This window comes from Corynebacterium sp. HMSC067D03 (assembly GCF_001811185.1).
Taxonomy (GTDB): Bacteria; Actinomycetota; Actinomycetes; order Mycobacteriales; family Mycobacteriaceae; genus Corynebacterium; species Corynebacterium coyleae.
Genome location: NZ_KV803842.1, coordinates 834 through 23,456, shown reverse-complemented (window position 1 = coordinate 23,456; position 22,623 = coordinate 834). Strand labels below are relative to the sequence as shown.

General features: G+C 63.7%; 23 protein-coding genes. 10 read left to right on the top strand and 13 right to left on the bottom strand.

The genetic code is table 11. The features are described 5' to 3' along the window. Positions 1-89 precede the first annotated feature (89 nt). A complete protein-coding gene (locus HMPREF2785_RS09820) occupies positions 90-3,824 on the top strand; it encodes a multifunctional oxoglutarate decarboxylase/oxoglutarate dehydrogenase thiamine pyrophosphate-binding subunit/dihydrolipoyllysine-residue succinyltransferase subunit (protein WP_070615230.1) in 3,735 nt (1,244 codons plus the stop codon). 63 nt (positions 3,825-3,887) lie between these two features. Here HMPREF2785_RS09820 and HMPREF2785_RS09815 read toward each other — a convergent pair whose 3' ends face one another. Continuing rightward, positions 3,888-4,598 carry a type 2 periplasmic-binding domain-containing protein gene (locus tag HMPREF2785_RS09815; protein WP_070615228.1) on the bottom strand — a complete coding sequence of 237 codons (711 nt, stop codon included), beginning with the start codon at positions 4,596-4,598 and terminating at the stop codon, positions 3,888-3,890. A gap of 6 nt (positions 4,599-4,604) precedes the next feature. Then, entirely contained in the window at positions 4,605-5,132 is a 528-nt protein-coding gene (locus HMPREF2785_RS09810) for a YflT domain-containing protein (protein ID WP_070615226.1), read from the bottom strand. A 59-nt stretch (positions 5,133-5,191) separates the two neighbouring features. On the opposite strand from HMPREF2785_RS09810, the gene HMPREF2785_RS09805 reads away from it, so the two are divergent. Continuing rightward, positions 5,192-6,328, top strand: coding sequence for an Mrp/NBP35 family ATP-binding protein (locus HMPREF2785_RS09805; RefSeq protein WP_070615223.1), 1,137 nt, complete (start codon positions 5,192-5,194; stop codon positions 6,326-6,328). Here the strand turns inward: HMPREF2785_RS09805 and tatB are convergent. Genes tatB through sigE form a run of 3 tightly spaced genes read right to left on the bottom strand, consistent with a single transcriptional unit; the run spans position 6,321 to position 7,648 of the window. Beyond that, positions 6,321-6,707, bottom strand: coding sequence for a Sec-independent protein translocase protein TatB (tatB, locus tag HMPREF2785_RS09800; protein WP_070421791.1), 387 nt, complete (start codon positions 6,705-6,707; stop codon positions 6,321-6,323). The two genes, HMPREF2785_RS09805 and tatB, sit on opposite strands and share 8 nt — an antisense overlap. A 10-nt stretch (positions 6,708-6,717) precedes the next feature. After that, the gene (locus HMPREF2785_RS12315) at positions 6,718-7,038 is read right to left on the bottom strand and encodes an anti-sigma factor family protein (RefSeq protein WP_070453058.1); all 321 of its coding nucleotides are present in this window, start codon (positions 7,036-7,038) and stop codon (positions 6,718-6,720) included. Positions 7,039-7,057: 19 nt separating this feature from the next. Next, a complete protein-coding gene (sigE, locus tag HMPREF2785_RS09790; protein WP_070569810.1) occupies positions 7,058-7,648 on the bottom strand; it encodes an RNA polymerase sigma factor SigE in 591 nt (196 codons plus the stop codon). Between the two features lie 111 nt (positions 7,649-7,759). On the opposite strand from sigE, the gene HMPREF2785_RS09785 reads away from it, so the two are divergent. Further along, positions 7,760-8,413, top strand: coding sequence for an O-methyltransferase (locus HMPREF2785_RS09785; RefSeq protein ID WP_070421859.1), 654 nt, complete (start codon positions 7,760-7,762; stop codon positions 8,411-8,413). Here the strand turns inward: HMPREF2785_RS09785 and glgC are convergent. Further along, on the bottom strand, positions 8,410-9,627 hold the full coding sequence (gene glgC, locus HMPREF2785_RS09780; RefSeq protein WP_070421858.1) for a glucose-1-phosphate adenylyltransferase: 1,218 nt from the start codon (positions 9,625-9,627) through the stop codon (positions 8,410-8,412). The genes HMPREF2785_RS09785 and glgC overlap by 4 nt on opposite strands. 67 nt (positions 9,628-9,694) lie before the next feature. On the opposite strand from glgC, the gene glgA reads away from it, so the two are divergent. After that, positions 9,695-10,849 carry a glycogen synthase gene (gene glgA / locus HMPREF2785_RS09775; protein ID WP_070615221.1) on the top strand — a complete coding sequence of 385 codons (1,155 nt, stop codon included), beginning with the start codon at positions 9,695-9,697 and terminating at the stop codon, positions 10,847-10,849. Continuing rightward, the gene (locus tag HMPREF2785_RS09770) at positions 10,849-12,273 is read left to right on the top strand and encodes a GH32 C-terminal domain-containing protein (protein WP_070615218.1); all 1,425 of its coding nucleotides are present in this window, start codon (positions 10,849-10,851) and stop codon (positions 12,271-12,273) included. The genes glgA and HMPREF2785_RS09770 overlap by 1 nt, the downstream gene beginning before the upstream one ends. 106 nt (positions 12,274-12,379) lie before the next feature. Here HMPREF2785_RS09770 and HMPREF2785_RS09765 read toward each other — a convergent pair whose 3' ends face one another. The 7 genes from HMPREF2785_RS09765 to dapE are packed head-to-tail and all read right to left on the bottom strand — an operon-like array spanning position 12,380 to position 17,225. Then, positions 12,380-13,240 carry a methyltransferase domain-containing protein gene (locus HMPREF2785_RS09765; RefSeq protein ID WP_070453045.1) on the bottom strand — a complete coding sequence of 287 codons (861 nt, stop codon included), beginning with the start codon at positions 13,238-13,240 and terminating at the stop codon, positions 12,380-12,382. Between the two features lie 28 nt (positions 13,241-13,268). Beyond that, entirely contained in the window at positions 13,269-13,439 is a 171-nt protein-coding gene (locus HMPREF2785_RS09760) for a DUF3117 domain-containing protein (RefSeq protein ID WP_070421785.1), read from the bottom strand. Positions 13,440-13,451: 12 nt separating this feature from the next. Then, positions 13,452-13,757 carry a hypothetical protein gene (locus HMPREF2785_RS09755; RefSeq protein ID WP_070615215.1) on the bottom strand — a complete coding sequence of 102 codons (306 nt, stop codon included), beginning with the start codon at positions 13,755-13,757 and terminating at the stop codon, positions 13,452-13,454. A gap of 10 nt (positions 13,758-13,767) precedes the next feature. Further along, positions 13,768-14,517, bottom strand: a complete 750-nt coding sequence (locus HMPREF2785_RS09750; RefSeq protein WP_371440501.1) for a glucosyl-3-phosphoglycerate synthase — start codon at positions 14,515-14,517, stop codon at positions 13,768-13,770. Beyond that, entirely contained in the window at positions 14,514-15,353 is an 840-nt protein-coding gene (gene folP, locus HMPREF2785_RS09745) for a dihydropteroate synthase (protein ID WP_246818904.1), read from the bottom strand. The genes HMPREF2785_RS09750 and folP overlap by 4 nt, the downstream gene beginning before the upstream one ends. Beyond that, positions 15,346-16,131: an LOG family protein gene (locus tag HMPREF2785_RS09740; protein WP_070421783.1), complete on the bottom strand. Its 786-nt coding sequence runs from the start codon at positions 16,129-16,131 to the stop codon at positions 15,346-15,348. Before HMPREF2785_RS09740 ends, folP begins: the two co-directional genes overlap by 8 nt. 5 nt (positions 16,132-16,136) lie before the next feature. Further along, the gene (gene dapE / locus HMPREF2785_RS09735) at positions 16,137-17,225 is read right to left on the bottom strand and encodes a succinyl-diaminopimelate desuccinylase (protein WP_070615209.1); all 1,089 of its coding nucleotides are present in this window, start codon (positions 17,223-17,225) and stop codon (positions 16,137-16,139) included. A 29-nt stretch (positions 17,226-17,254) separates the two neighbouring features. Here dapE and HMPREF2785_RS09730 point away from each other — a divergent pair, with 29 nt between their 5' ends. From HMPREF2785_RS09730 to HMPREF2785_RS09710, 5 genes are all read left to right on the top strand, one after another. Beyond that, on the top strand, positions 17,255-18,196 hold the full coding sequence (locus HMPREF2785_RS09730) for a 2,3,4,5-tetrahydropyridine-2,6-dicarboxylate N-succinyltransferase (protein ID WP_070615395.1): 942 nt from the start codon (positions 17,255-17,257) through the stop codon (positions 18,194-18,196). Between the two features lie 62 nt (positions 18,197-18,258). Continuing rightward, complete coding sequence (locus HMPREF2785_RS09725; RefSeq protein WP_070615393.1) at positions 18,259-19,680, top strand: amino acid permease; 1,422 nt, start codon at positions 18,259-18,261, stop codon at positions 19,678-19,680. Beyond that, a complete protein-coding gene (locus HMPREF2785_RS09720; protein WP_070615206.1) occupies positions 19,680-21,038 on the top strand; it encodes an amino acid permease in 1,359 nt (452 codons plus the stop codon). The genes HMPREF2785_RS09725 and HMPREF2785_RS09720 overlap by 1 nt, the downstream gene beginning before the upstream one ends. Positions 21,039-21,043: 5 nt before the next feature. After that, the gene (gene dapD, locus HMPREF2785_RS09715) at positions 21,044-22,018 is read left to right on the top strand and encodes a 2,3,4,5-tetrahydropyridine-2,6-dicarboxylate N-succinyltransferase (RefSeq protein WP_070615202.1); all 975 of its coding nucleotides are present in this window, start codon (positions 21,044-21,046) and stop codon (positions 22,016-22,018) included. Then, positions 22,008-22,517, top strand: coding sequence for a GNAT family N-acetyltransferase (locus HMPREF2785_RS09710; RefSeq protein WP_083308967.1), 510 nt, complete (start codon positions 22,008-22,010; stop codon positions 22,515-22,517). Before dapD ends, HMPREF2785_RS09710 begins: the two co-directional genes overlap by 11 nt. Positions 22,518-22,623 lie beyond the last annotated feature (106 nt).

Sequence of the window (22,623 nt, the reverse complement as noted above, 5' to 3'; positions counted from 1 at the left end):
CAACCCAAGTTCGCGCCATATCAGCGCGGACGATTACAGTCAAAGAAACGTTCCGCGAAATCGAAACAGAAGGAAGGCGAGAACCTGCCGTGAGCAGCGAAAACACGTTCGGCCAGAACAGCTGGCTGGTTGACGAGATGTTCCAGCAGTACAAGGACGACCCGAACTCGGTCGACGCCGAATGGCGTGAACTGTTTGAGAAAAAGGGTGCACCGAAGACCGCTAATGGCACGTCCAACGTCACCCCTTCGCAGGCAGGTGCAAGCCAGGCGAAGACCGACCCGAAGGTTGCCCGTTCCACCGGCGCACCTTCGCAGGATGGTCGCGAGACCAAGGTCGACGAGGCCGCAGCAAAGGTCTCTAACCGCCCGCAGCGCACCCTGCCGAAGCCGAAGGCCTCCCCGCTGGACAAGATCGCACAGGTCGAGGTCGAGCCGGGCGAGTTCCAGCTCAAGGGCGCATTCCGTGCGATTGCGAAGAACATGAACGAGTCGCTTGAGGTGCCGACGGCGACGACCGTGCGAGACATGCCGGTCAAGCTCATGTTTGAGAACCGCGCGCTGATTAACGACCATCTCAAGCGCACCCGTGGCGGCAAGGTTTCCTTCACCCACATCCTGGGCTACGCCATCGTCCTGGCGACGAAGCTGCACCCGGACATGAACAAGAACTACAAGGAGGACGGCAACAAGTCCTTCGCCATCCAGCCGGAGAACGTCAACCTCGGCCTGGCTATCGACCTTCCGGGCAAGAACGGTTCCCGCTCCCTCGTCGTCGCTGCGATCAAGGAGTGCGAGAAGAAGTCCTTCTCCGAGTTCGTTGACGCATACGAGGACATCGTCGCTCGTGCACGCGACGGCAAGCTGACCATGGATGACTTCTCCGGTGTCACCATCCAGCTCACCAACCCAGGCGGCATCGGCACCCGCCACTCCATCCCGCGCCTGACCAAGGGCCAGGGCACCATCGTCGGCGTTGGCGCTATGGATTACCCGGCAGAGTTCGCCGGCGCTTCCGAGGACCGCCTCGCCGAGCTCGGCGTTGGCAAGCTGGTCACGCTGACCTCCACCTACGACCACCGCGTCATCCAGGGTGCAGAGTCCGGCGAGTTCCTGCGCGATATTTCGCAGCTGCTTATCGACGACAAGTTCTGGGACAACATCTTCCAGTCCCTGCAAATCCCGTACTCCCCGCTGCGCTGGGCACAGGATCTTCCGAACACGGGCATCAACAAGGACACCCGTGTCATGCAGCTCATCGAGGCATACCGCTCCCGCGGCCACCTCATCGCTGACACCAACCCGCTGCAGTGGCACCAGCCGGGCCTGCCGAAGCCGGATTCCCGTGACCTGCTCATGGAAACCCACGGCCTGACCCTGTGGGACCTGGACCGCACCTTCCACGTCGGTGGCTTCGGCGGCAAGGAGCAGATGACGCTGCGCGAGGTTATGGCGCGCCTGCGCTCCTCCTACACCTTGAAGGTCGGCTCCGAGTACTCCCACATCTTGGACCGCGACGAGCGCGAATGGCTGCGCGACCGCGTCGAAGCCGGCATGCCGAAGCCGACCGGTGCAGAGCAGAAGTACATCCTGCAGAAGCTCAACGCCGCTGAGGCCTTTGAGAACTTCCTGCAGACGAAGTACCTCGGCCAGAAGCGCTTCTCCCTCGAGGGCGCAGAAACCCTCATCCCGCTGATGGACGCCATCATCGACACCGCTGCAGGCCAGGGCCTGGAAGAGGTTGTCATCGGCATGCCGCACCGTGGCCGCCTGAACGTGCTGTTCAACATCGTGGGCAAGCCAGTTGCAACGATCTTCAACGAGTTCGAAGGCAACATGCGCGCAGCCCAGCAGGGTGGCTCCGGCGACGTGAAGTACCACCTCGGCTTCGAGGGCGAGCACATCCAGATGTTCGGCGACGGCGAGATCAAGGTCTCCCTGGCTGCGAACCCGTCCCACCTTGAGGCAGTCGACCCGGTGCTCGTCGGTATGGCGCGCGCCAAGGAAGACCAGATCAAGGCTGCCAAGGGCCGCGAGGACCACCCGGTGGTTCCGCTCATGCTCCACGGCGACGCATCGTTCACCGGCCTGGGCATCGTCCAGGAGACCCTGAACCTGTCCCGCCTGCCGGGCTACACCGTCGGCGGCACCATCCACATCGTGGTGAACAACCAGATCGGCTTCACCACCACCCCGGATTCCGGCCGTTCCTCCTACTACGCCACCGACCTGGCCAAGGGCTTCGACTGCCCGGTGTTCCACGTCAACGGCGACGACCCGGAGGCAGCCGCATGGGTTGCGCAGCTCGCTACCGAGTACCGCCGCGAGTTTGGCAAGGACGTCTTCATCGACCTCATCTGCTACCGCCTGCGCGGCCACAACGAGGCTGATGACCCGACCGTGACCCAGCCGGTCATGTACGAGCGCATCAACAACCACCCGTCGGTGCGTACCCGCTACACCCAGGACCTCATCGGCCGTGGCGACATCACGCAGGAAGACGCAGAGAAGGCTGCACAGGACTTCCACGACCAGCTCGACGCTGTCTTCACCGACGTGAAGTCCGAGAAGGGCAAGCCGAGCGAGCAGACCGGTATTACCGATTCCCAGAAGCTCACCCGCGGCCTGGACACGAACATCTCCGAAGAGCAGTTCAAGCGCCTCGCAGACGCGTACGCCAACCTGCCGGAGGACTTCACCCCGAACAAGCGTCTGAAGTCCGTCCTGTCCAAGCGCGGCGGCTCGTTCACCGACGGCGACATCGACTGGGGCTGGGGCGAACTGCTCGCCTTCGGTTCCCTGGCTGAGCAGGGCAAGTTTGTCCGCCTCGCCGGTGAGGACTGCCAGCGCGGTACCTTCACCCAGCGTCACGCTGTGCTGTACAACCCGGACAACGCCGAGCCGTTCAACCCGCTCGACCACAACGCGCAGGAAGCCGGCAACGGCGGCCAGTTCCAGGTCTACAACTCCGCACTGACCGAGTACGCAGGCATGGGCTTCGAGTACGGCTACACCCTTGGCAACAAGGACGCGGTTGTCGCTTGGGAAGCACAGTTCGGCGACTTTGCCAACGGCGCCCAGACGATTATCGACGAGTACCTGTCCTCCTCCGAGACCAAGTGGGGCGAAGTGTCCTCCCTGATCTCCCTGCTGCCGCACGGCTACGAGGGTCAGGGTCCGGACCACTCGTCTGCTCGTATCGAGCGCTACCTGCAGCTCGTCGCGGAAGGCTCCATGACCATCGCGCAGCCGTCCACCCCGGCTAACCACTTCCACCTGCTGCGCCGTCAGGCTCTCGGCGAGATGAAGCGTCCGCTGGTCGTCTTCACCCCGAAGTCCATGCTGCGCAACAAGGCTGCAGTGTCCCAGCCGTCTGATTTCACCGAGGTCAACCGCTTCCAGTCCGTCATCGACGACCCGAACTTCGTCGAGCGCGGCAACAAGAAGATCGGCGACACCGACAAGGTGAAGACCATCATGCTGTGCTCCGGCAAGATCTACTGGGAGCTGGATAAGAAGCGTCAGAAGGACGGCCGCGACGACGTTGCGATCATCCGCGTGGAAATGCTCCACCCGATCCCGTTCAACCGCCTGTCCGATGCGTTCAAGAACTACCCGAACGCCAAGGAGATCCGCTGGGTCCAGGACGAGCCGGCAAACCAGGGCGCATGGCCGTTCTACAACGAGCACCTGCGCACCCTGATCCCGGACATGCCGGAGATGGTCCGCGTGTCCCGTCGTGCACAGTCCACCACCGCAACCGGTGTGGCCAAGGTGCACCAGCAGGAAGAAAAGCAGCTGCTTGAGGAAGCATTCGCTGACTAACCTGCACACCTAAAAACTCCGACCCGGCTTGTGAAAAGCCGGGCCGGAGTTTTTGTTATTCGGTTATTTGGACGCAGAGTCCGGGTCGATCACATCCTCTGGGTCTGCCGGGGCGTCGTGGTGGACGTCGATGTGGGCGTATTCGATCATCCACTCCGCAATCGCATCCTCCACCGTGGCACCCTTGTCCACTTCTTCCGCCATCTCCTCGAGACGGTCAGTGGACAGCACGCGGGTGATGAAGTTCAGGCGGTTGATCTCACCGCGGTCGAAGGTGCCTTTATGGAACACCGGGATGACGTTTTGCGACAGTTCGCTCTCTCCGCACGCTTGGGCGGGTGACGGGTCGACGGTGCGCATATCCCCCGGCATGGCGGCGACAGCGGCCCCATAGACCTCGTCAGTATATGCGCCATCGGTAACATCGCCGCCCGCTAGCTCCTTGGCGGCCTTAGGGTCCGACTCTTCGAGCAGACGCCCAGTGCACGTGACGACGAAGTCAATCGGCTGCTCACGCAACACCTCAAGCGTCGGCGCGTCATCCAGCCCCGTCACTGAGGTCACGCTCGTCGGCCGGCCTTGGCCCTTAAGTACGCGGCTGTAGATCTCCCCAAGCACGACTTGTTCGTTGGAGGCGCCGTCGATGGCGATGGCGATATCGGCCTTCTCCGGCCGCGCCTGAGTGTAGATGTTGTCCTCCGACGCGCACCCGGACAATACGAGCGCAGCCGAGCCCAAAACGGCGGCTACGGCAGTGTGGTGGTGTGCCTTCATGGTGGTTTACTCGCCGATGACGTTTTCAGAGGCGGGAATGCGGCCACCTGCTTGTGCGATCATGTCGCGGGCCTGCGGGGCGGCATCGGGCTCGCACAGCACGTCGTAGCGGCCAGCCACGATCGTGGTTGCAGACGCGAAGTCGCGCTTGCCGCCGGTAAATGCATACGCCACTGCGGAGGCCACAGCGCCGAAGATCGCACCGATGACAATGGCCCACACGAACATGCTCAGGCCAGCGCCCGGAACAGAGAGCAGGGAGAGCAGCAGGCCGAAGAACAGGCCCATCCACAGACCAGACAGTGCGCCGGTGCCCAGTACCTTCGGCCAGGTGAGTCGGCCGGTGATTTTCTCTACCTGCATCAGGTCTACGCCGACGATGGAAAGTTTCTCTACAGGAAATTCCCTGTCGGACAGGTTGTCCACTGCGCGTTGCGCCTCGGCGTAGGTGGAAAAGCTGCCCACAGGCCAGCCGGTGGGCACCTCTGTGACACCAATACGCTTATTCAACGATGGGTTCATAGGTTCAGTCATGCTGGGTAGTCTATCGGGATTCCAAAATCCCCCAGGAACGGCCGTATAATCGCGTGGCAATGGCTACTGAACATCAGATTTTGGAAAGCGATGTCCACGAAGCGCTTTCGCGCGTTGATGACCCGGAGATCGGCAAACCGATCACGGAGCTCAACATGGTGGAATCGGTCACCATCGACGGCAACAATGTTGCGGTCGGTATTTATCTCACAATCGCAGGCTGTCCGATGCGCGACACCATCGAGTCAAATGTGCGCGCTGTAGTCGAGGAGCTCGACGGCGTGGGCGACGTGAGCGTCACTCTCCACACGATGAGCGACGAGCAGCGCCGTGCGCTTGCCCAGAAACTCCGCGGCGAGCAGACCGGCCCGGCGATCCCATTTGCGGATCCGGATACGCGCACGCGTGTTATCGCGGTGGCCTCCGGCAAGGGTGGTGTGGGTAAGTCCTCGATGACCGTGAACCTGGCCACCGCTATGGCCGCCCAGGGCCTGACGGTAGGCATTGTGGACGCCGACATCTACGGCCACTCGGTGCCGGGGTTGATGGGTTCTGAGGACCAGGGCCCCACGCTTGTCGACGAAATGATCATGCCCCCTATCGCCCACGGCGTCCGTCACATCTCGGTGGGGCAATTCGTGGAAGGCAACGCCCCTATCGTGTGGCGTGGTCCGATGCTCACCCGTGCGATCCAGCAGTTCTTGGGCGACGTCTACTGGGGTGATCTGGACGTGCTGTTCATGGATCTGCCCCCGGGAACGGGTGACGTGGCGATCACCGTCGCACAGTTGGTGCCAAACGCGGAGCTGCTGATCATCACCACCCCTCAGGCTGCGGCAGCCGAAGTCGCGGAGCGCGCCGGCACGATTGCCCAGCAGACTGATCAGAAGATCGCCGGCGTAATCGAGAACATGTCGGGCATGACCATGCCGGACGGCACGGTACTCAACATCTTCGGCGAGGGCGGGGGCGAGCACGTCGCCGAGCGCCTGACCCAGCTCACCGATTCGGACGTGAAACTGCTCGGCTCCGTGCCCCTGGACCCGAAGATGCGTGAACACGGCGATACTGGCACCCCGGTTGTCATCTCAGACCCAGATTCGCCGGCGGCCAAGGCGGTGCTTGAGATCGTCGACAAGCTAAAGGTGCGCCCGAACTCACTGGCAGGCAAGAGCCTGAACCCGCAGGTTAAATAACGTCCTCCCAGGAAAAGCCTTTGCGCTCCGGCTGCGAATCCCGCGGCTCGGGGCGCATTTGTTGTTGCGGCGGCGCCTGTGGTGGTGTCTTCGGCGCTGGAGGCTCGCTGGGGTCGTCGTCTTCGAACAACACCTTCGCCATCGCACGCTTCGGCCCCATCGCCGCATAGCGCGAGACAGTATCGATCGGCTTCTTAAACTCCTCGAACTCCCCCAGTTCACCATTGAGTTCCGCCTTGGCGTTGTTGATCGCCTTCTTCGCAGCGTAAATCGCCGCGCGCACATCCTCGACGACAGAAGGCAGGCGTTCGGGCCCGATCACGATCAACCCGATGATCAGGATGAAGAAAATCTCGCCCCAACCGATGCTAGAAAACACCTAACTCACCTTACTCACGGTGCGTCAGCGAGCGAATCGCAGACTCCACTCGGCTCCGGATCCCCTTGGGGGTTTCGGGGGTGTCGGTCACGTCTTCGTCGCAAAGCATCGCCAGTCGCTCCACAAGCGACGCCGGGGCGTGCATGTCGGAGGAATTACACACCTGCAGACGCTGCGACGTCCCCCGCTGCGCCTGAACTTCCTCACAACACTCCCCACACAACCGCAGGTGCCGCTCGGCGCGCACGGTGGCAGCCTTGGACAACTCGCCGTCCACATAGGCGGCAATCGCCTCCGGATTGAGATGATCGGTGGAGTTAAACCTGGTCACGGCGCCGACTCCTTCCCTGCTACCGGGCGCGGATAAGTTCCTTCGCGGCGGCGCTGTGGAGGGCTTGCTTCTCCAACGACTCGCGCATCTGCGCGCGACCACGGTGGATACGCGATCGTACAGTACCCATCTTCACTCCGAGGGTTTCAGCGATCTCCTCGTAGCTCATCCCCACCACATCACACAGGACCACGGCCACGCGGAACTCCGGCTTCAGATCGTCCAACGCCTTCTGCAACGCAGGGTCCAGGTTGGTCACGGAGTACGCATCTTCCGGGGTCATGTCGGTGCCGGGCACGCGCTCGTAATCCTCGGGCAGGGCCTCCATGCGGATCTTCGCGCGGCGACGCACCATGTCCAAAAACAGGTTCGTGGTGATGCGATGCAGCCAGCCTTCGAACGTTCCAGGCTGGTACTGCTTCACGTTGCGGAACACACGCATGAACGTCTCTTGCGTAAGATCTTCCGCGTCGTGCTGATTACCGGAGAGGCGAAACGCCAGGCGGTAGACACTGTCGGCATGTTCTTTCACCAGTTCAGACCAGGTCGGCATTGCTGCCTGGCCTGCGTCAAACGCTGCGGTACCGGTGAGTGGAACGTCAGTGCTCATGCGCAATAGTTTCGCAGACTCACTGCCCCAAAGCCAGCCAACCAGTTAACAGAATCCTGTGAACGCAACACGGCTATGATGTGGCGTGTGAGTGAGACCGCATTTACCCAGATGAACTCGTACCTCGCCGCCCGTTCCACCGAAGGCGGCCACCTTTCCAACCAGGTTGCGGAAGCTTTGCGCGCAGCGCGCGAGGACGCTGCCGAAAACGGCACCCCGGCACCCAGCCCGGTGGTCGGTGACCTGTTGACGGTGCTCGCGGCGGCAACCCCGAACGCATCCCAGGGTGCGGTTGCGGTGACCCCGGCCGCCGGTGTTGTGGGCTTGCACCTGCTCGCAGGCCTGCCGGAGAAGGCCACCATGACCTGCATCGAGCCGGAAGCCGCACTGCAGGCCGGCGCGAAGGAAGCGGTGCGCAACGCAGGGTTTAGCCCGTCGCGTGTGCGTTTCCTCACCGCACGTCCCCTCGAAGTGATGGGGCGCTTGGCTAACGACGCCTACCAGATCGTCTACGCAGACGTCTCCCCCGTCGAACTGCGCCCGCTCATCGAGGCCGCCTGGCCGTTGCTGGCCCCGGGCGGCACGTTGGTGCTCGCAGGTTCGCTTCTCGACGGCACCGTGGCCGACCCCACCCGCCGCGACCGCGAAACAGAGGCTGCCCGTGAGGCGGATGAGTTCGTCGATACGCTGACTGCCGAGCGAGGCGCCGCGGTCGCGCGTCTGCCGCTTGACGGCGGCCTGACGCTGATCACCAAAATCGGCTAAACAACTTCGCTCTTACCGACGACCACAACACCCCCGTCGGACACCGTGAACCGCTCGCGGTCGCGCTCCGTATTCACGCCGACCGTCTCCCCATCGGAGACGTAAACGTTCTTGTCCAGGATGCAGTGGCGCACCACCGCGCCCTTGCCCACGCGCACACCCGGCATGAGCACAGAGCCCTCCACCGTCGCGCCTTCTTCGATGCGCACGTCGGTGGACAGCACCGAGTTACGCACCGTCGCACCGGAAATGATCGAGCCGGACGCCACAATGGACTCCTGCGCAATACCACCGAGGACGAACTTTGCCGGGGGCAGGTTGTCGTCGTCAGTCGCGTGGATCGGCCACGCCTTGTTGTACAGGTTGAACACCGGGTGCGAGGAAATCAGATCCATGTGGGCCTCGTAGAACGAATCAATCGTGCCCACATCACGCCAGTAACCCCGGTCGCGGTCCGTGGCGCCCGGCACCCCGTTGTTGGAAAAGTCATACACGTTCGCCTCGCCCTGCGCGACGAAGTACGGGATGATGTCGCCGCCCATGTCGTGGCTGGAATCCTCGTTCTGCTCGTCCTCCAGCAGCGCCTGGATTAGCGCCTCGGTAGAGAAGCAATAGTTGCCCATCGATGCGAACGTCATCTCCGGATCGTCCGGGGTACCCGGTGGGTCGGCCGGCTTTTCCAAAAACTCGGTGATCGTGCCGTCATCGTCGGCCTGGATGCAACCGAACGCGCTCGCCTCCGCACGCGGCACGCGAATGCCTGCCACGGTGGCAGCCTTGCCCGACGCAATGTGATCTTCGACCATCTGCGACGGATCCATCCGGTAGACGTGGTCCGCGCCAAAGACCAAGACGTAGTCAGGCATGTCGTCGTAAATGAGATTCAGCGACTGCACAATCGCATCCGCCGACCCGTTGTACCAACGCTTGCCGCGACGCTGCTGCGCCGGAACCGACGCGATGTACTGCTGCGTTGGCCCAGAAATGTTCCACGCCGTAGCCACATGGCGGTCCAGAGAGTGCGACTTGTACTGCGTCAACACCGCAATACGCATGTAGCCGGCGTTGACCAAATTCGACAACACAAAATCGATCAAACGGTAATTACCGCCGAACGGAACGGCAGGTTTGGCACGGTCAGCCGTCAGGGGAAACAGGCGCTTGCCTTCCCCGCCGGCCAGGACAATGGCGAGAACTCGAGGCTGGCTTTTCATAACCGCAAGGCTAATGCCAATTCCAGGCTCGTGCAGGGATTCCGCAACGTCAGTAGGCTCGGCGGACATGAAGGTAGGAATGCTCACGCGCGAATACCCGCCGGAGGTCTACGGCGGCGCCGGGGTGCACGTCACAGAACTCACGCGGTTCATGCGCGAATTCGCCGACGTCGACGTCCACTGCATGGGCGCCCCACGCGACGCCGCAGGTGTATACGTCCACGGCGTCGACCCCGCACTCGAGGGGGCCAATAGCGCGATCAAAACCCTGTCCACAGGCCTGCGCATGGCCGATGCCGCAGCCGGGCTCGACGTGGTGCACTCGCACACGTGGTACGCGGGCCTCGGCGGCCACCTCGCCGGGCTGCTCCACGAGATCCCCCACGTGGTCACCGCCCACTCGCTCGAGCCGGACCGCCCGTGGAAGCGCGAGCAGCTCGGCGGCGGCTACAACGTGTCGTCCTGGTCGGAGAAAAACGCGATGGAAAACGCCGACGCGGTCATCGCCGTATCTGCCGGAATGAAAGATGCCATTTTGCGCGCCTACCCGCGTATCGACGACTCCCGCGTCCACGTCGTCCTCAACGGCATCGACCCCGCCAACTGGTACCCGGACACCGGCACCATCGCCGAAGAACTCGGAGTAGACACCTCGCGGCCGGTCGTCGCGTTTGTCGGGCGCATCACCCGCCAAAAAGGTGTCGCCCACCTGCTCAAAGCAGCACAGCTTTTCGACGACGACGTCCAGCTCATCCTCTGCGCCGGCGCCCCCGACACCGAGGAGATTGCTGCTGAGACGCGTGGGCTCGTCGAAAAGCTACAAGCGCAGCGTGACGGCGTGTTCTGGGTCCAAGACATGCTGCCCGCCGAAAAAGTACGCCAGGTCTACACCATCGCCGACGTCTTCGTCTGCCCATCCGTCTACGAACCGCTGGGCATCGTGAACCTGGAGGCCATGGCGTGCGGCACCGCGGTGGTAGCCTCGCGCGTCGGCGGCATCCCCGAAGTCGTCGTCGACGGCGAAACTGGCGTGCTTGTGGACTACACGCCCGACGACACCACCGACTTCGAACAACGCCTCGCCGAGGCGGTCAACGCCGTCGCCGGCGACAAAGCACGCGCCGCCGCCATGGGCAGCGCCGGACTCACCCGAGCCAAAGAATCCTTCTCCTGGCGCACAATCGCGAAACAAACCGTAGACATCTACAAGGGGTTGATCTGATGACGGTCTACCGTCCCGAACTACACGTCACCGCAGAACGCGGCATTCTCGAAGGCCCAGCTGGCGTATTCCGCATCGGCAGCCGCGAGAACCGCCTGTGGCACATGTTCTACCAGTACCGCCCAACCCCCGACACCCCGAGCCGCTGGGGCCACGAAGTCAGCGAAGACGACGCATTCAACTGGCTCGACTGCAACGACGTCATCGTCCCCTCCGGCGACGAAATCAACATCCGCGCAGGATCCGTCACCTCCGCGGGCGACGGCGTCAACCTGTACTTCTCCTCCGAAACCCCGGCAGGAAACACCATCCAGATCGCCCACGTTGCGCACGTGGACAGGCTTTACGACGACCTCGACGCCGACGACGCTGACGCTGACGACACTGACGTCTCCGATGCCGCCGAGCGCACCGGCACCGCAGTCGACGACACCGCCGGCGACACCAATTTCCGCTCGCCTTGCGTCGTACCCGCCTGGGACACGGAAGCCGACCGCGACCAAGGCCACGACGGCTGGCTTATGCTCGCCGTGACCGGGCCTGTCACCGACCCCAAGCCGGTCGTCCTCACCTCCCCCGACGGCCGAGACTGGGAGTTGCAAGGCCCGCTCGAGTTCAATGGCGAGACGGGCATCACCCTCGATGCCTCCCTCGTTGCCCCACGCATCGTGCGCCTGCGCGACGAAGTCGACGGCGAAATCCGCGACGTCCTGTTCATCACCCTCGAACGCGACGGCAAAGACACCGCCGTCTACGCCGTGGGCCGGCTGCGGGGCAACGTCTTCGACATCACCACGCCGTTTACGCTTCTCGACTACGGCCACGACTTCACCCGCCCACGCAACACCAACTACCCGCTGGACGAAACCACTGCGGAAAACCGCTACGAGCGCGCCTACCTGCTCGGGTTCATGACCAACACCGACCGCGCCGGCGACCCCACCCTCGAACCCAACTGGGCCACCGAAGGCTGGGCCAACGCCCTCACCCTCCCGCGCCGCGCCACCCTGCAAGGTGGGCGTCTTTTCCAAGTGCCCGCACCAGGCCTGCCAGACGCCGTCAGCGCCACCGACCGCGCCCGCATGTGGGCCGGCCTGTGCGAAATCCCGGCCGGCTCCCAGGTCACCCTCGAGGTGCTCGACGGCAACAACGAACCGGCTGCGGTGATCACTCATAACGGCGAGCAGCTCACACTCGACCGCCTCGACGGCTCCCCCGCAACCGCACCGCTTCACGACGACGACGAAGACAACGTCACCGTCATCGTCGACGGCTCCACCCTCGAGGTCTACGCCGGCGGCGGCAGCGTTGTCATGTCGTCGCGCATCTGGCCCGAAGGCGGCTGCAACGGCATCCGCAGCCGCGCCACCGGCGAGGCATCCATCAGCGGCGAGTGGCGCCGCGGATACCCCGCCCGCTTTTAAGCCAGCCGGCGCGTGTGCCGGTGCATGAGCCAGGCACAGTAAGAAGGCCCGCGTGATGCGGGCCTTCTCCGTTTCTTTAGCGCAGCGTGAGCGAAGCGCCGGCGCGCTACTTCTTGCGCAGGCGGATCAGCTGGGCGCGGGCGGTGACCTCCATCTGCTCTGGGAGGTCCTCGAGTCGCGCGTGCAGCACGTCCTTATCCAGGTGACGCGCCGACGGGCTCATACCCACCTGCGCGGCGATCGCGTCACGGCCCAGATTCATCGGGAACGAAATCAACTCCGGATCGGCCACCGGGGTCAGCCACTGCGACGACTGCTCCACCAGACGCTCCACCTTGCCGTCCTCCACCCCGAGGATGCCGAGCGGCTCGCGCAGCTCATCGAGGTGGCCTTGGTCGGCGACGAGGATGACGGCCTCGCCGTCGTCGCTAAGCACACGCGCAAACTCCGCAGGATTGCGCGGCGCGAACACCACCGTCACCACATCAACCGCCCCCGTGCGGATAGGCAGCTGCTCCCACACATCCGCCACAATCGCACCCAAACGCGGATGCGCCTTAGCCAAATGCTTCGCAGCAGGCACCGAAATATCCAACCCCACGCCACGCGCGCCATCAATTAGGTCCAGCGTGTGCGCGAGGTAGTAGCCGGTTCCGGCGCCAGCCTCCAGAATTACCGGATCATGATCGCCTGCGGCATGCTCCACAACATCCGCCACACGATCCGACACCGCCTCCACAAACGGCGCGAAATGGCCATTCGACAGGAACGTTTCGCGAGAGTTGATCATCTCCAGCGAATCGCCCTCATGATTCAGCCCGCGCCCCGACGCGAGCGTGACATAACCCTGCTTGGCTACGTCATAAGAATGCCCCGATTCGGAGACGAGACGACCAAAATCGTCCTCGCCCCGAAGCGGGGTCAGGTCTACCGGGTCCGCGAGTACATCCACGATCTCGTTGAGCATGTGGTGATACTACCGCGTTTGGCCGGAACTACTCTCCAGCAGCCTCCGTGAGCAAGCGGCCAAGTTCGCCAGCCTCTTCCTTGCTCAGTTCAATGACGAGGCGTCCGCCACCGTCAGACGGGATACGCATGACGATCTTGCGCGACTCCTCCACCGCTTCCATCGGGCCACTACCGGTACGCGGCTTCATTGCTGCCATCGTCAACACTCCTTATTGCTTTGTTTCCGAAACGTGTTCTTCCGGAGATTCTACCCGTGTTTCCGGCGCAAGGTTGCCGCCCGCCAACTGTTCGATGAGCGCATCGACCTGATCCATGCGGTAACCGCGGTGCACAACCTCGAGCTGAATGTCGCCGAAGTTACCCTCCTCCACGGCGCGGCGGTTGGCTTCCTTCACCTCTTCGCTCGGCGGCATGGGCGGCAGGGCCTCGCCGCGGCCGAAGACGGTGGCGAACAGTTTGAGGCCAATGATGCTCAGCAGTGCGAGCACCAGGATGAGGATGATCCAGGAAAGCATGCGGGCTAGTTTAGCTGTCGTCCCAGGCGGGGCGCTCGCTGACCTCGACGGGGAATTTTCCCGCGCGCGCGAGAATTGTCTTTGCGACGACATCAGCCATCCCAGCAAGTTCATGCAGCGGCCTATTGCGGTGGGTGCGGGGGCTCAGTTGCGCTTGCTGGATGGCTTTTGGGCCGTGGGCGCGGGCGACGTCGATGAGCAAGCCCGCTTCCACCCCGTAGCCGGCGACGAATGGCAGCGAAAGCGCGGTTGAGCGTCGGATGGCGTATTCGCCGGCGAGCGGCTGGTCCACGGCGATCTCCGGGAAGAGGGCGCGCAGGAGGGGTTTCGCGGTCAGTTCGGTCACGCGACCGCCGGCGCCTTCGCGGGTGTAGGAGGCTTTGACGAGGTGGACGGTGTCGTCGATAAATCGCTCGGCGAGCGCGTCGACCCACCAGGGTTCGAGTGAGGTCACGTCGGCGTCGACGAAGACCACCACGTCGCCGCATGCGGCCTTCACGCCGCGCCACAGCGCCTCGCCCTTGCCGGGCCAGGGTACGCGCGGGTCGACGTCGCGCCAGTTCACCACGGTTGCCCCGGCTGCGGCGGCGCGCTCGGCGGTGCGATCGGTGGAGTCTGAGTCGATGACGATGACTTCGTCCGCTGACGAAGCCACACACTTTTCGACGACCCCACCCACCGTCGCCTCCTCATCCAGCGCAGGAATCACCACACTGATTCGTACATCGGTGCGCATGCCGGCGAGCGTGTCGGCACTCACGCGAGCCCCCGCACGGTTGCCAGCGGTGCCGCGGTGCCCTGGATCGCCTCGATCATGCGGATGACGTCGATCGTCGCCTCGACCTCATGGACGCGAAACGCCGCCACCCCGCGCGCGGCCGCCCACGCGGTTGCTGCGAGGGTGCCGGGCACGCGCTGGGTGATGTCGGCACCGTTGAGGCCACGCCCGACGGTCTCGCCCACGAAATCCTTGTTGGACAGGGCCATGAGGACGGGCCAGCCGGTGGCGACGATTTCGTCGATACGCCGCAGGATCTCCAGCCCGTGGTAGGTGTTCTTGCCAAAGTCGTGCGTGGGGTCGATGAACACCGCTTCCTCCGGCACGCCTAGCGAGACGGCGCGCTCGGCCAAGGCGGTGGTTTCCGCAATCACGTCGGCGACCACGTCGTCGTAGTGCACCCGGTGCGGGCGCGTGCGCGGCGTGACCCCGCCGGTGTGCGAGCACACGTACCCCACGCGGTGGGCGCCTGCCACCTCAACCAACTCGGGGTCGAAGCCGGCCCACGTGTCGTTAATCAGGTCCGCGCCGGCTGCGATCGCCTCCTCGGCCACCGCGGCGCGCCAGGTGTCCACGCTCACCGTCACGTCCGGGTGGTGCTCACGCACCCCGGCAATAAGCGGCACGACACGGTCAATCTCCTCGGCAACGGACACGTCGTCGCCCGGGCCTGCCTTCACGCCGCCGATGTCGATGATGCTGGCCCCGGCGGAAACGGCGTCGTCGACACGCAAAAGCGCCTTCTCAATCGCGAACGTCGCACCCTTGTCATAAAACGAGTCGGGCGTGCGGTTCACGATCGCCATGACCTCACTCATCACGCAGACGCTGATCCGTCATCACCTTGTGGGCCTCCACAATGTGCGCCACGGCCTCCTCCACGGAATCAGTCACCAGATACAACTTCTCATCCCCCGGCGAAATCAACCCGCGGCCGAGCAACTGCTGCTCAATCCACTCAACCAGCCCAGACCAGAACTCCGTGCCCATGAGCACAATCGGGAAGTTGGTCACCTTGCCGGTCTGCACCATGCACAGCACCTCGAAGACCTCGTCCATCGTGCCGAAACCACCGGGCAGCGAAATAAACGCCTGCGAGTACTTCAAAAACATCGTCTTGCGGGCGAAGAAGTACCGGAAATTCAGACCCAGATCCACCCAGTCGTTCAGGCCCTGCTCAAACGGCAACTCGATGCCCAAACCGACCGACAAACCATCCGCGTTGTGAGCACCCCGGTTCGGCCCCTCCATCAAACCCGGCCCACCGCCGGTGATCACGGCGTAGCCCGCCTCCACCAGCGCGCGGCCGACCTCGTAGGACAACTGGTACTCAGGCGTGCCCTCGCCAAGACGTGCGGAGCCAAACACCGTCACAGCCTTCGGCAACTCCGACAACGCATCAAACCCAGCCACAAACTCCGACTGGATCCGCATCACACGCCACGGATCCTGGTGCTTCCAGTACCCATCAGACTGCCCCATGGACTCCAACAAACGCTGATCATAGGTCGTGGCCTGCTCAGCCTCATTGCGCAGCGCCATCGGCCCACGCAACTTCCGGTCGCGGTCCGGGCGGGGGAAATTCAACGGAGCCATATCTCTTACTCGCTTTCAGCACTCAGGTAATCGAGCAACTGCGCTGCCACCTGACGAATCTCATCGACCGGGCACTGCTCGTCCTTCTTATGGGCAAACCCCGGATCGCCAGGCCCGAAGTTCACCGCAGGAACACCCAGGCTAGAAAAGCGCGCCACATCCGTCCACCCAAACTTGGCGCGGAAGTTCCCGCCCACAGCCTTGACCAGCCCAGCCGCCACCGGGTCGCCCAGGCCAGGCAACGCCCCCGGCGCGACATCGTCGTAAATGAGCTCGAGGCCCTCCTCCAGCGCGAGTGTCTCTTCCAAGTGCGCCTTCGCGTCCTCGACGCTGCGATCCGGCGCGTAGCGGAAATTCACGATCAGTCGCGCGTGATCCGGGATCGTATTCGTCGCCACGAAGCCCTCCAGCCCGACGACGTTTAAACCCTCGCGGTACTCGCAGTCGTCGATAAGCACAGTGCGCGGCTCATACGCCGCGATACGGGTGAGCACGCCCGCAAGATCATGCGCCGCATTATGGCCAAGCCAAGAGCGCGCCGAATGCGCACGCGTGCCATGCGCATCCACAAACACGCGGATCGTACCCTGACAACCAGCCTCAATGATCGCACCCGACGGCTCGCCCAACAACGCAATATCACCCTGCAGCAACTCCGGATGATCACGCTCAAGGTGGTACAAGCCATTGAACTCCTGCGCCACCTCCTCGCCCTCATAAGCGATCAGCGTCAAATCATGCGCCGCCTTCCCCGGCTGCGCCAACGTGGCAAACGCATGCAAATAACACGCCAACCCCGACTTCATATCCACTGAGCCACAGCCGTGCAAAATACCGTCCGCGAGCCGATGCGGCGTGTTATCAGCCAGCGGCACCGTATCAATATGGCCCGCCAACACCACCCGCGAATCCAACCCGAAATTCGTACGCGCCACCACGGTATTACCGAAGCGCTGCACCTGCGCATACTCAAGGCCACGCAACGCAGCCTCAATGGCGTCCGCGATCGCCTCCTCATGGTGCGACGGCGACTCAATATCCACCAACGCAGCCGACAAAACAACAGGGTCCGCAAAAAGATCTAAGGAAGTCACACCGCGATCCTACGTTTACAATGACGGCCATGTCTTTGGGAGCACACGGCCTCGGAATCGCCAACATCGCCATAGACGGCACAGTGCTCGACACCTGGTACCCCAACCCCGAACTCACGCTTAACGACGACCACCCCACCACCACCCAACGCACCTCCGCCCACAACCTCTCCCCCGAATTCCTGCGCCTCATCGGCGCCGACCGCGACCGACTCGTCGAAACCGTGCCCGTCCGCACCACCATCGCCGACCTCGACGCCCCACCCATCGACGCCCACGACGTCTACCTCCGCCTCCACCTGCTGTCCCACCGCCTCGTCGAACCACTCACCATCAACCTCGACGGCGCCCTCGACCACCTCACCCCCGTCGCCTGGACCAACAAAGGCCCCTGCCTCCCCAACAACTTCGAAACCGTACGCACCAACCTCCGCGCCCGCGGCCCCATCCACGTCTACGGCATCGACCGCCTCCCCCGCATGGTCGACTACGTCGTCCCCACCGGCGTCACCATCACCGAAGCCGAACGCGTCCGCCTCGGCGCCCACCTCGCCGAAGGCACCACCGTCGTCCGCGAAGGCTACATCTCCTACAACGCCGGCACCCTCGGCCCCGCACGCATCGAAGGCACCATCTCCTCCGCAGTCGCCGTCGGCGCCAACACCACCCTCGCCCGCAGCACCGCCCTCATCGCCACCCCCACCGACAACAACGCCCTCGCCCGCCAACCCATGCGCATCGGCGCCAACTGCCACCTCCACCCCACCGCCAGCATCAACGGCATCACCCTCGGCAACAACTGCGACATCGGCGCCGGCATCACCCTCGAACCCCACACCCGAATCTTCGACCCCGCCACCGGAGAAGATTTTCCCGCGGGAAAACTCACCGGCCGCGACAACCTGCGCATCCAACACGAGCCCTACACCACCGCCCCCGTGCTGCGCCCCGCAGAAACCACGCGCACGTAACACACGCATATAAACCGGAAAAGAATGCACTTCACTGCATGTCGAGGTTTAAGGTGTTCGACATGTCAACCCCCGTTTCCCCCGTCGCCGATTCCACCGCGCTCGCACGCGGCCTGAAAACGCGCCACCTCACCATGATGGGCCTCGGCTCAGCCATCGGTGCCGGACTCTTCCTTGGCACCGGCGTTGGCATCGCAGCCGCCGGCCCCGCCGTCATCCTCGCCTACATCGTCGCAGGCTTCATCACCGTGAGCTTCATGCAGATGCTCGCGGAAATGGTCGCCGCGCGCCCGTCGTCGGGCACGTTCTCCACCTACGCCGAGCAAGCCTTCGGCCGCTGGGCCGGCTTCGCCATCGGCTGGCTGTACTGGTTCATGATGATCATGATCATGGCCGTCGAAATCACCGGCGCGTCCGCGATCGTCGCCCAATGGTTCGCCATTTCCCCCTGGATCCCCGCACTGATCGCCATTGGGTTTTTCACCGTAATCAATTTCGCCGCGGTGAAAAACTTCGGCGAGTTCGAATTCTGGTTCGCCCTGATCAAGGTCGTTGTGATCGTGGCGTTCCTGTGCATCGGTGTGGCCCTGTGGCTCGGTGTGCTGCCCACCGGCGGGTTCGTAGGCCTGTCGAATATCAGCGAGGTCGGCTTCATGCCCAACGGCTGGGCTGGCGTTGCCACCGCGTTGCTCGCGGTCGCCTTCGCGTTCGGCGGCATTGAACTGGTCACCGTCGCCGCCGCCGAATCCGAAAACCCCGAAGCCGGCGTCCACTCCGCGATCCGCTCCATCATCTGGCGCATCTCCATCTTCTACATCGGCTCCGTGCTGCTGATCGTGCTGCTGCTGCCTTTCGACGAAATCGGCGGCGCGGACTCCGCAGCCGACTCCCCGTTCACCGCAGTGCTCGAAATGGCAAACATCCCGGGCGCCGTCGGCATCATGGAGGCCGTCATCGTCGTCGCCCTGCTGTCCGCCTGCAACACGCAGATCTACGGTTCGTCGCGCTTCATGCAAAACCTTGCAGTGCGTGGCGACGCCCCCGAGATCTTCGCTAAAACCGACCCCCGCGGCGTGCCCGTCCGTGCCGTGATCGTGTCCGTGTTCTTCGGCTTCGTCGCCGTTGCCCTGCAGTACTGGAACCCGCCCGGGCTGCTCGCCTTCCTCCTCAACGCAGTCGGTGGCTGCCTGATCGTGCTGTGGATCGTCGTCGCCCTGTCGTTCGTCCGCCTGCACCCGAAGCTCGAAGCAAGCGGCGAAATCACCGACGTACGTATGTGGGCCCCCAACGTCCTTCCCTGGGTCATGATCGCGCTCGCCGGCGGAGTCATCCTGCTCATGCTCGCCGACCCCGACGGGCGATTCCAAATGTTCGCCGTCGCCGTCGTTGTCGGTGTCGTTTCCCTCGCGGGAGTTTTGTGGACCCGCGCGACAGGAAAGCAACCGGCGAAGAAGAACGTGGCAGAGATTGAGGAGGTGCGGTAATGGGGTCGTCGACAAGCAATAGCGAGCTCGGCACCGGGCTGAAGTCCCGCCACCTGACACTCATGGGGCTCGGCACCGCCGTGGGTGCAGGCCTGTTCCTCGGCGTCGGCGTCGGCATTCGTGCCGCCGGCCCCGCGATTCTGGTCGCATACGCCATCGCCGGACTCATCGTCATTGCCGTGATGCGCATGCTCGGCGAAATGGCCGCCGCCCACCCATCATCGGGCTCATTCGCCACCTACGGACGCATGGCATACGGCCACTGGGCCGGATTCCTCCTCGGCTGGTTGTATTACTTCCTGCTGATCATGGCGTGTGGTGCCGAACTCACCGGCGCCTCCGCCATGATGGCCTCCTGGTTCGACGTCCCCCAATGGGTGCCCGGGCTCATCGTCGTCGTCGTACTCACCGCCGTAAACCTCGCACAGGTCAAAGGCTTCGGCGAGTTCGAGTACTGGTTCGCCATGATCAAAATCGCCGTCATCGTCGGCTTCCTCATCATCGGCGTTCTCCTCTGGCTGGGCGTGCTGCCCGCCAGCGACTTCGTCGGCTTCGACAACGTGCGCGAATCCGGCTTCGCCCCCAACGGTGTCGCAGGCATCGCCGCAGGCCTCCTCGCCGTGGCATTCGCATTCGGCGGCATCGAAGTGGTCACCATCGCCGCAGCCGAATCTGAAGACCCCGCCGACAACGTCAAACGCGCCGTCAACTCCATCATCTGGCGCATCGCGATCTTCTACCTCGGCTCCGTCGCCGTGATCACCCTGCTGCTGCCATACGCCACCATCGACGGCGCCGACTCCGCCGCAGACTCCCCCTTCACCGCCGTGCTCGAAATGGCAAACATCCCAGGCGCCGCAGCCTTCATGGAAGTCGTCATCGTGCTCGCACTACTCTCCGCATTCAACGCGCAGCTCTACGGCACCTCCCGCCTCGGCTACCAACAAGCCCTCGAAGGCGACGCACCAAAATGGATGGCGAAAACCAACGCCAACAACGTGCCCATGAACTCCGTGCTCGTCTCCGTAGTCTTCGCGTTTCTCGCCGTCGGCCTGCAATGGTGGAACCCGCCAGGAATGATCGACTTCATCATGTCCGCAACCGGCGGCTGCCTCATCGTCACCTGGATCATGATCACCCTAAGCTTCATCAAACTCCACCCACGCATCCGCGAATCCGCCGTCCGCGTCCACGGCGCCACCTGGGTGCCATGGGTCACGCTCGCCGCCCTCGTCGGTTTGACGGTGCTCATGCTTTTCGACGACGCCGCCCGCTCCCAAGTCATCTCCGTCACCATCCTCTCCCTCGCCCTGGTCGGCTTGTCGCTGCTGACCAAGAAACGCAGTGTCGTAAGGTAGTCGCCATGACTACCCCCACGACTGCAATTGCACGCGGAATCGCGACCATCACCCACGACGGCACAGTCCTCGACGTCTGGTACCCCGCCCCCAAGGTTGACGAGGCGGTGACGGAAACAGGCACTCGTCGATTAGAAGAGCCCGACGCCCGCTTCACCAACCTCGTCGGCCCCGACGAGGCCCGCGGCGTCGCCCGCGTCGCAGTCGAAACCACCATCGCCGACCTCAGCGCACCGGCCATCGACGCATACGACGTCTACCTGCGCCTCCACCTACTGTCCCACCGCCTCATCCGCCCACACGGCGCCAACATGGACGGCATCTTCGGCCTCCTGTCCAACGTCGTCTGGACCAACTACGGCCCCTGCGCCGTCGCCGACTTCCAAATGACCCGCGCACGCCTCGCCGAAAACGGCCCCGTCGTCGTTTTCTCCGTGGACAAATTCCCACGCATGGTCGACTACGTTGTGCCGAGCGGCGTGCGCATCGGCGACGCCGACCGCATCCGCCTCGGCGCCCACCTCGCCGAAGGCACCACCGTGATGCACGAAGGCTTTGTGAACTTCAACGCCGGCACCCTCGGCGCATCCATGGTCGAAGGCCGCATCTCCGCAGGTGTTGTCGTCGGCGACGGAACCGACATCGGCGGCGGCGCCTCCATCATGGGCACCCTGTCCGGCGGCGGCAAAGAAATCATCTCCCTCGGCGAACGCTGCCTCCTCGGCGCCAACGCCGGCGTGGGCATCTCGCTTGGCGACGACTGCATCGTCGAAGCCGGCCTCTACGTCACCGCCGGCACAAAGGTCGTCCTCACCGCACCCGTCGCCGAAGCCCTGGGCAAGGAAGCCGGCGCCGAAGTGAAGGCCCTCGAACTCTCCGGCGCGAACGGCCTGCAATTCCGCCGCAACTCCGTCACCGGCTCCGTCGAAGCCGTCCCTGCAAAGGGCATCGAACTCAACGAGGCCCTCCATGCCAACTAACCCCTGGTTCCCACCCGCCAACGACACTCTCACCGACGGCGAGTTGACGCTCCTGCCGTGGTCGCGCGTGAAAACCGTTCCGGGCGTGCGCGACGACCTGTTCGCTGCGTCGGTTGACCCGCGGATGGTTGAGTGGACGACGGTGCCGTCGCCGTACACCGTGGAGATGGCGGAGGCGTTCCTCGGCGATGCGGGTGATGGGTGTGTGCGGTGGGCGCTTGTCGTTGGTGACCGGTACTGCGGCAGCATCGAGCTGCGCCCCGATGATTCCGCTGGTGCCGATTTTGGTTACAACACTGCCCCGTGGGCGCGCGGGCGTGGCCTGATGACTCGTGCCGTGCGCCTGGTGACCGATCACGCTTTCGCCGAGGGGGCTCCCCTGCTGATTATTCGGGCGCTGCCGGGCAATGCTGCTTCGCGCCATGTCGCGGAGGTCAACGGTTTCGTCTTTGCTGGCGAGCGTGATGAACACGTGGAGTATGTCAAGCATGCCGAATAGCCCGCTCGCTGGCGGGTTATTGGCTAGTTAAAGAGTTGTTGCATGGCTCCGGGCGGATGCTTCTCGACGACTGTCCCTCCCGGCGATACCCACACCGGTATCCCAT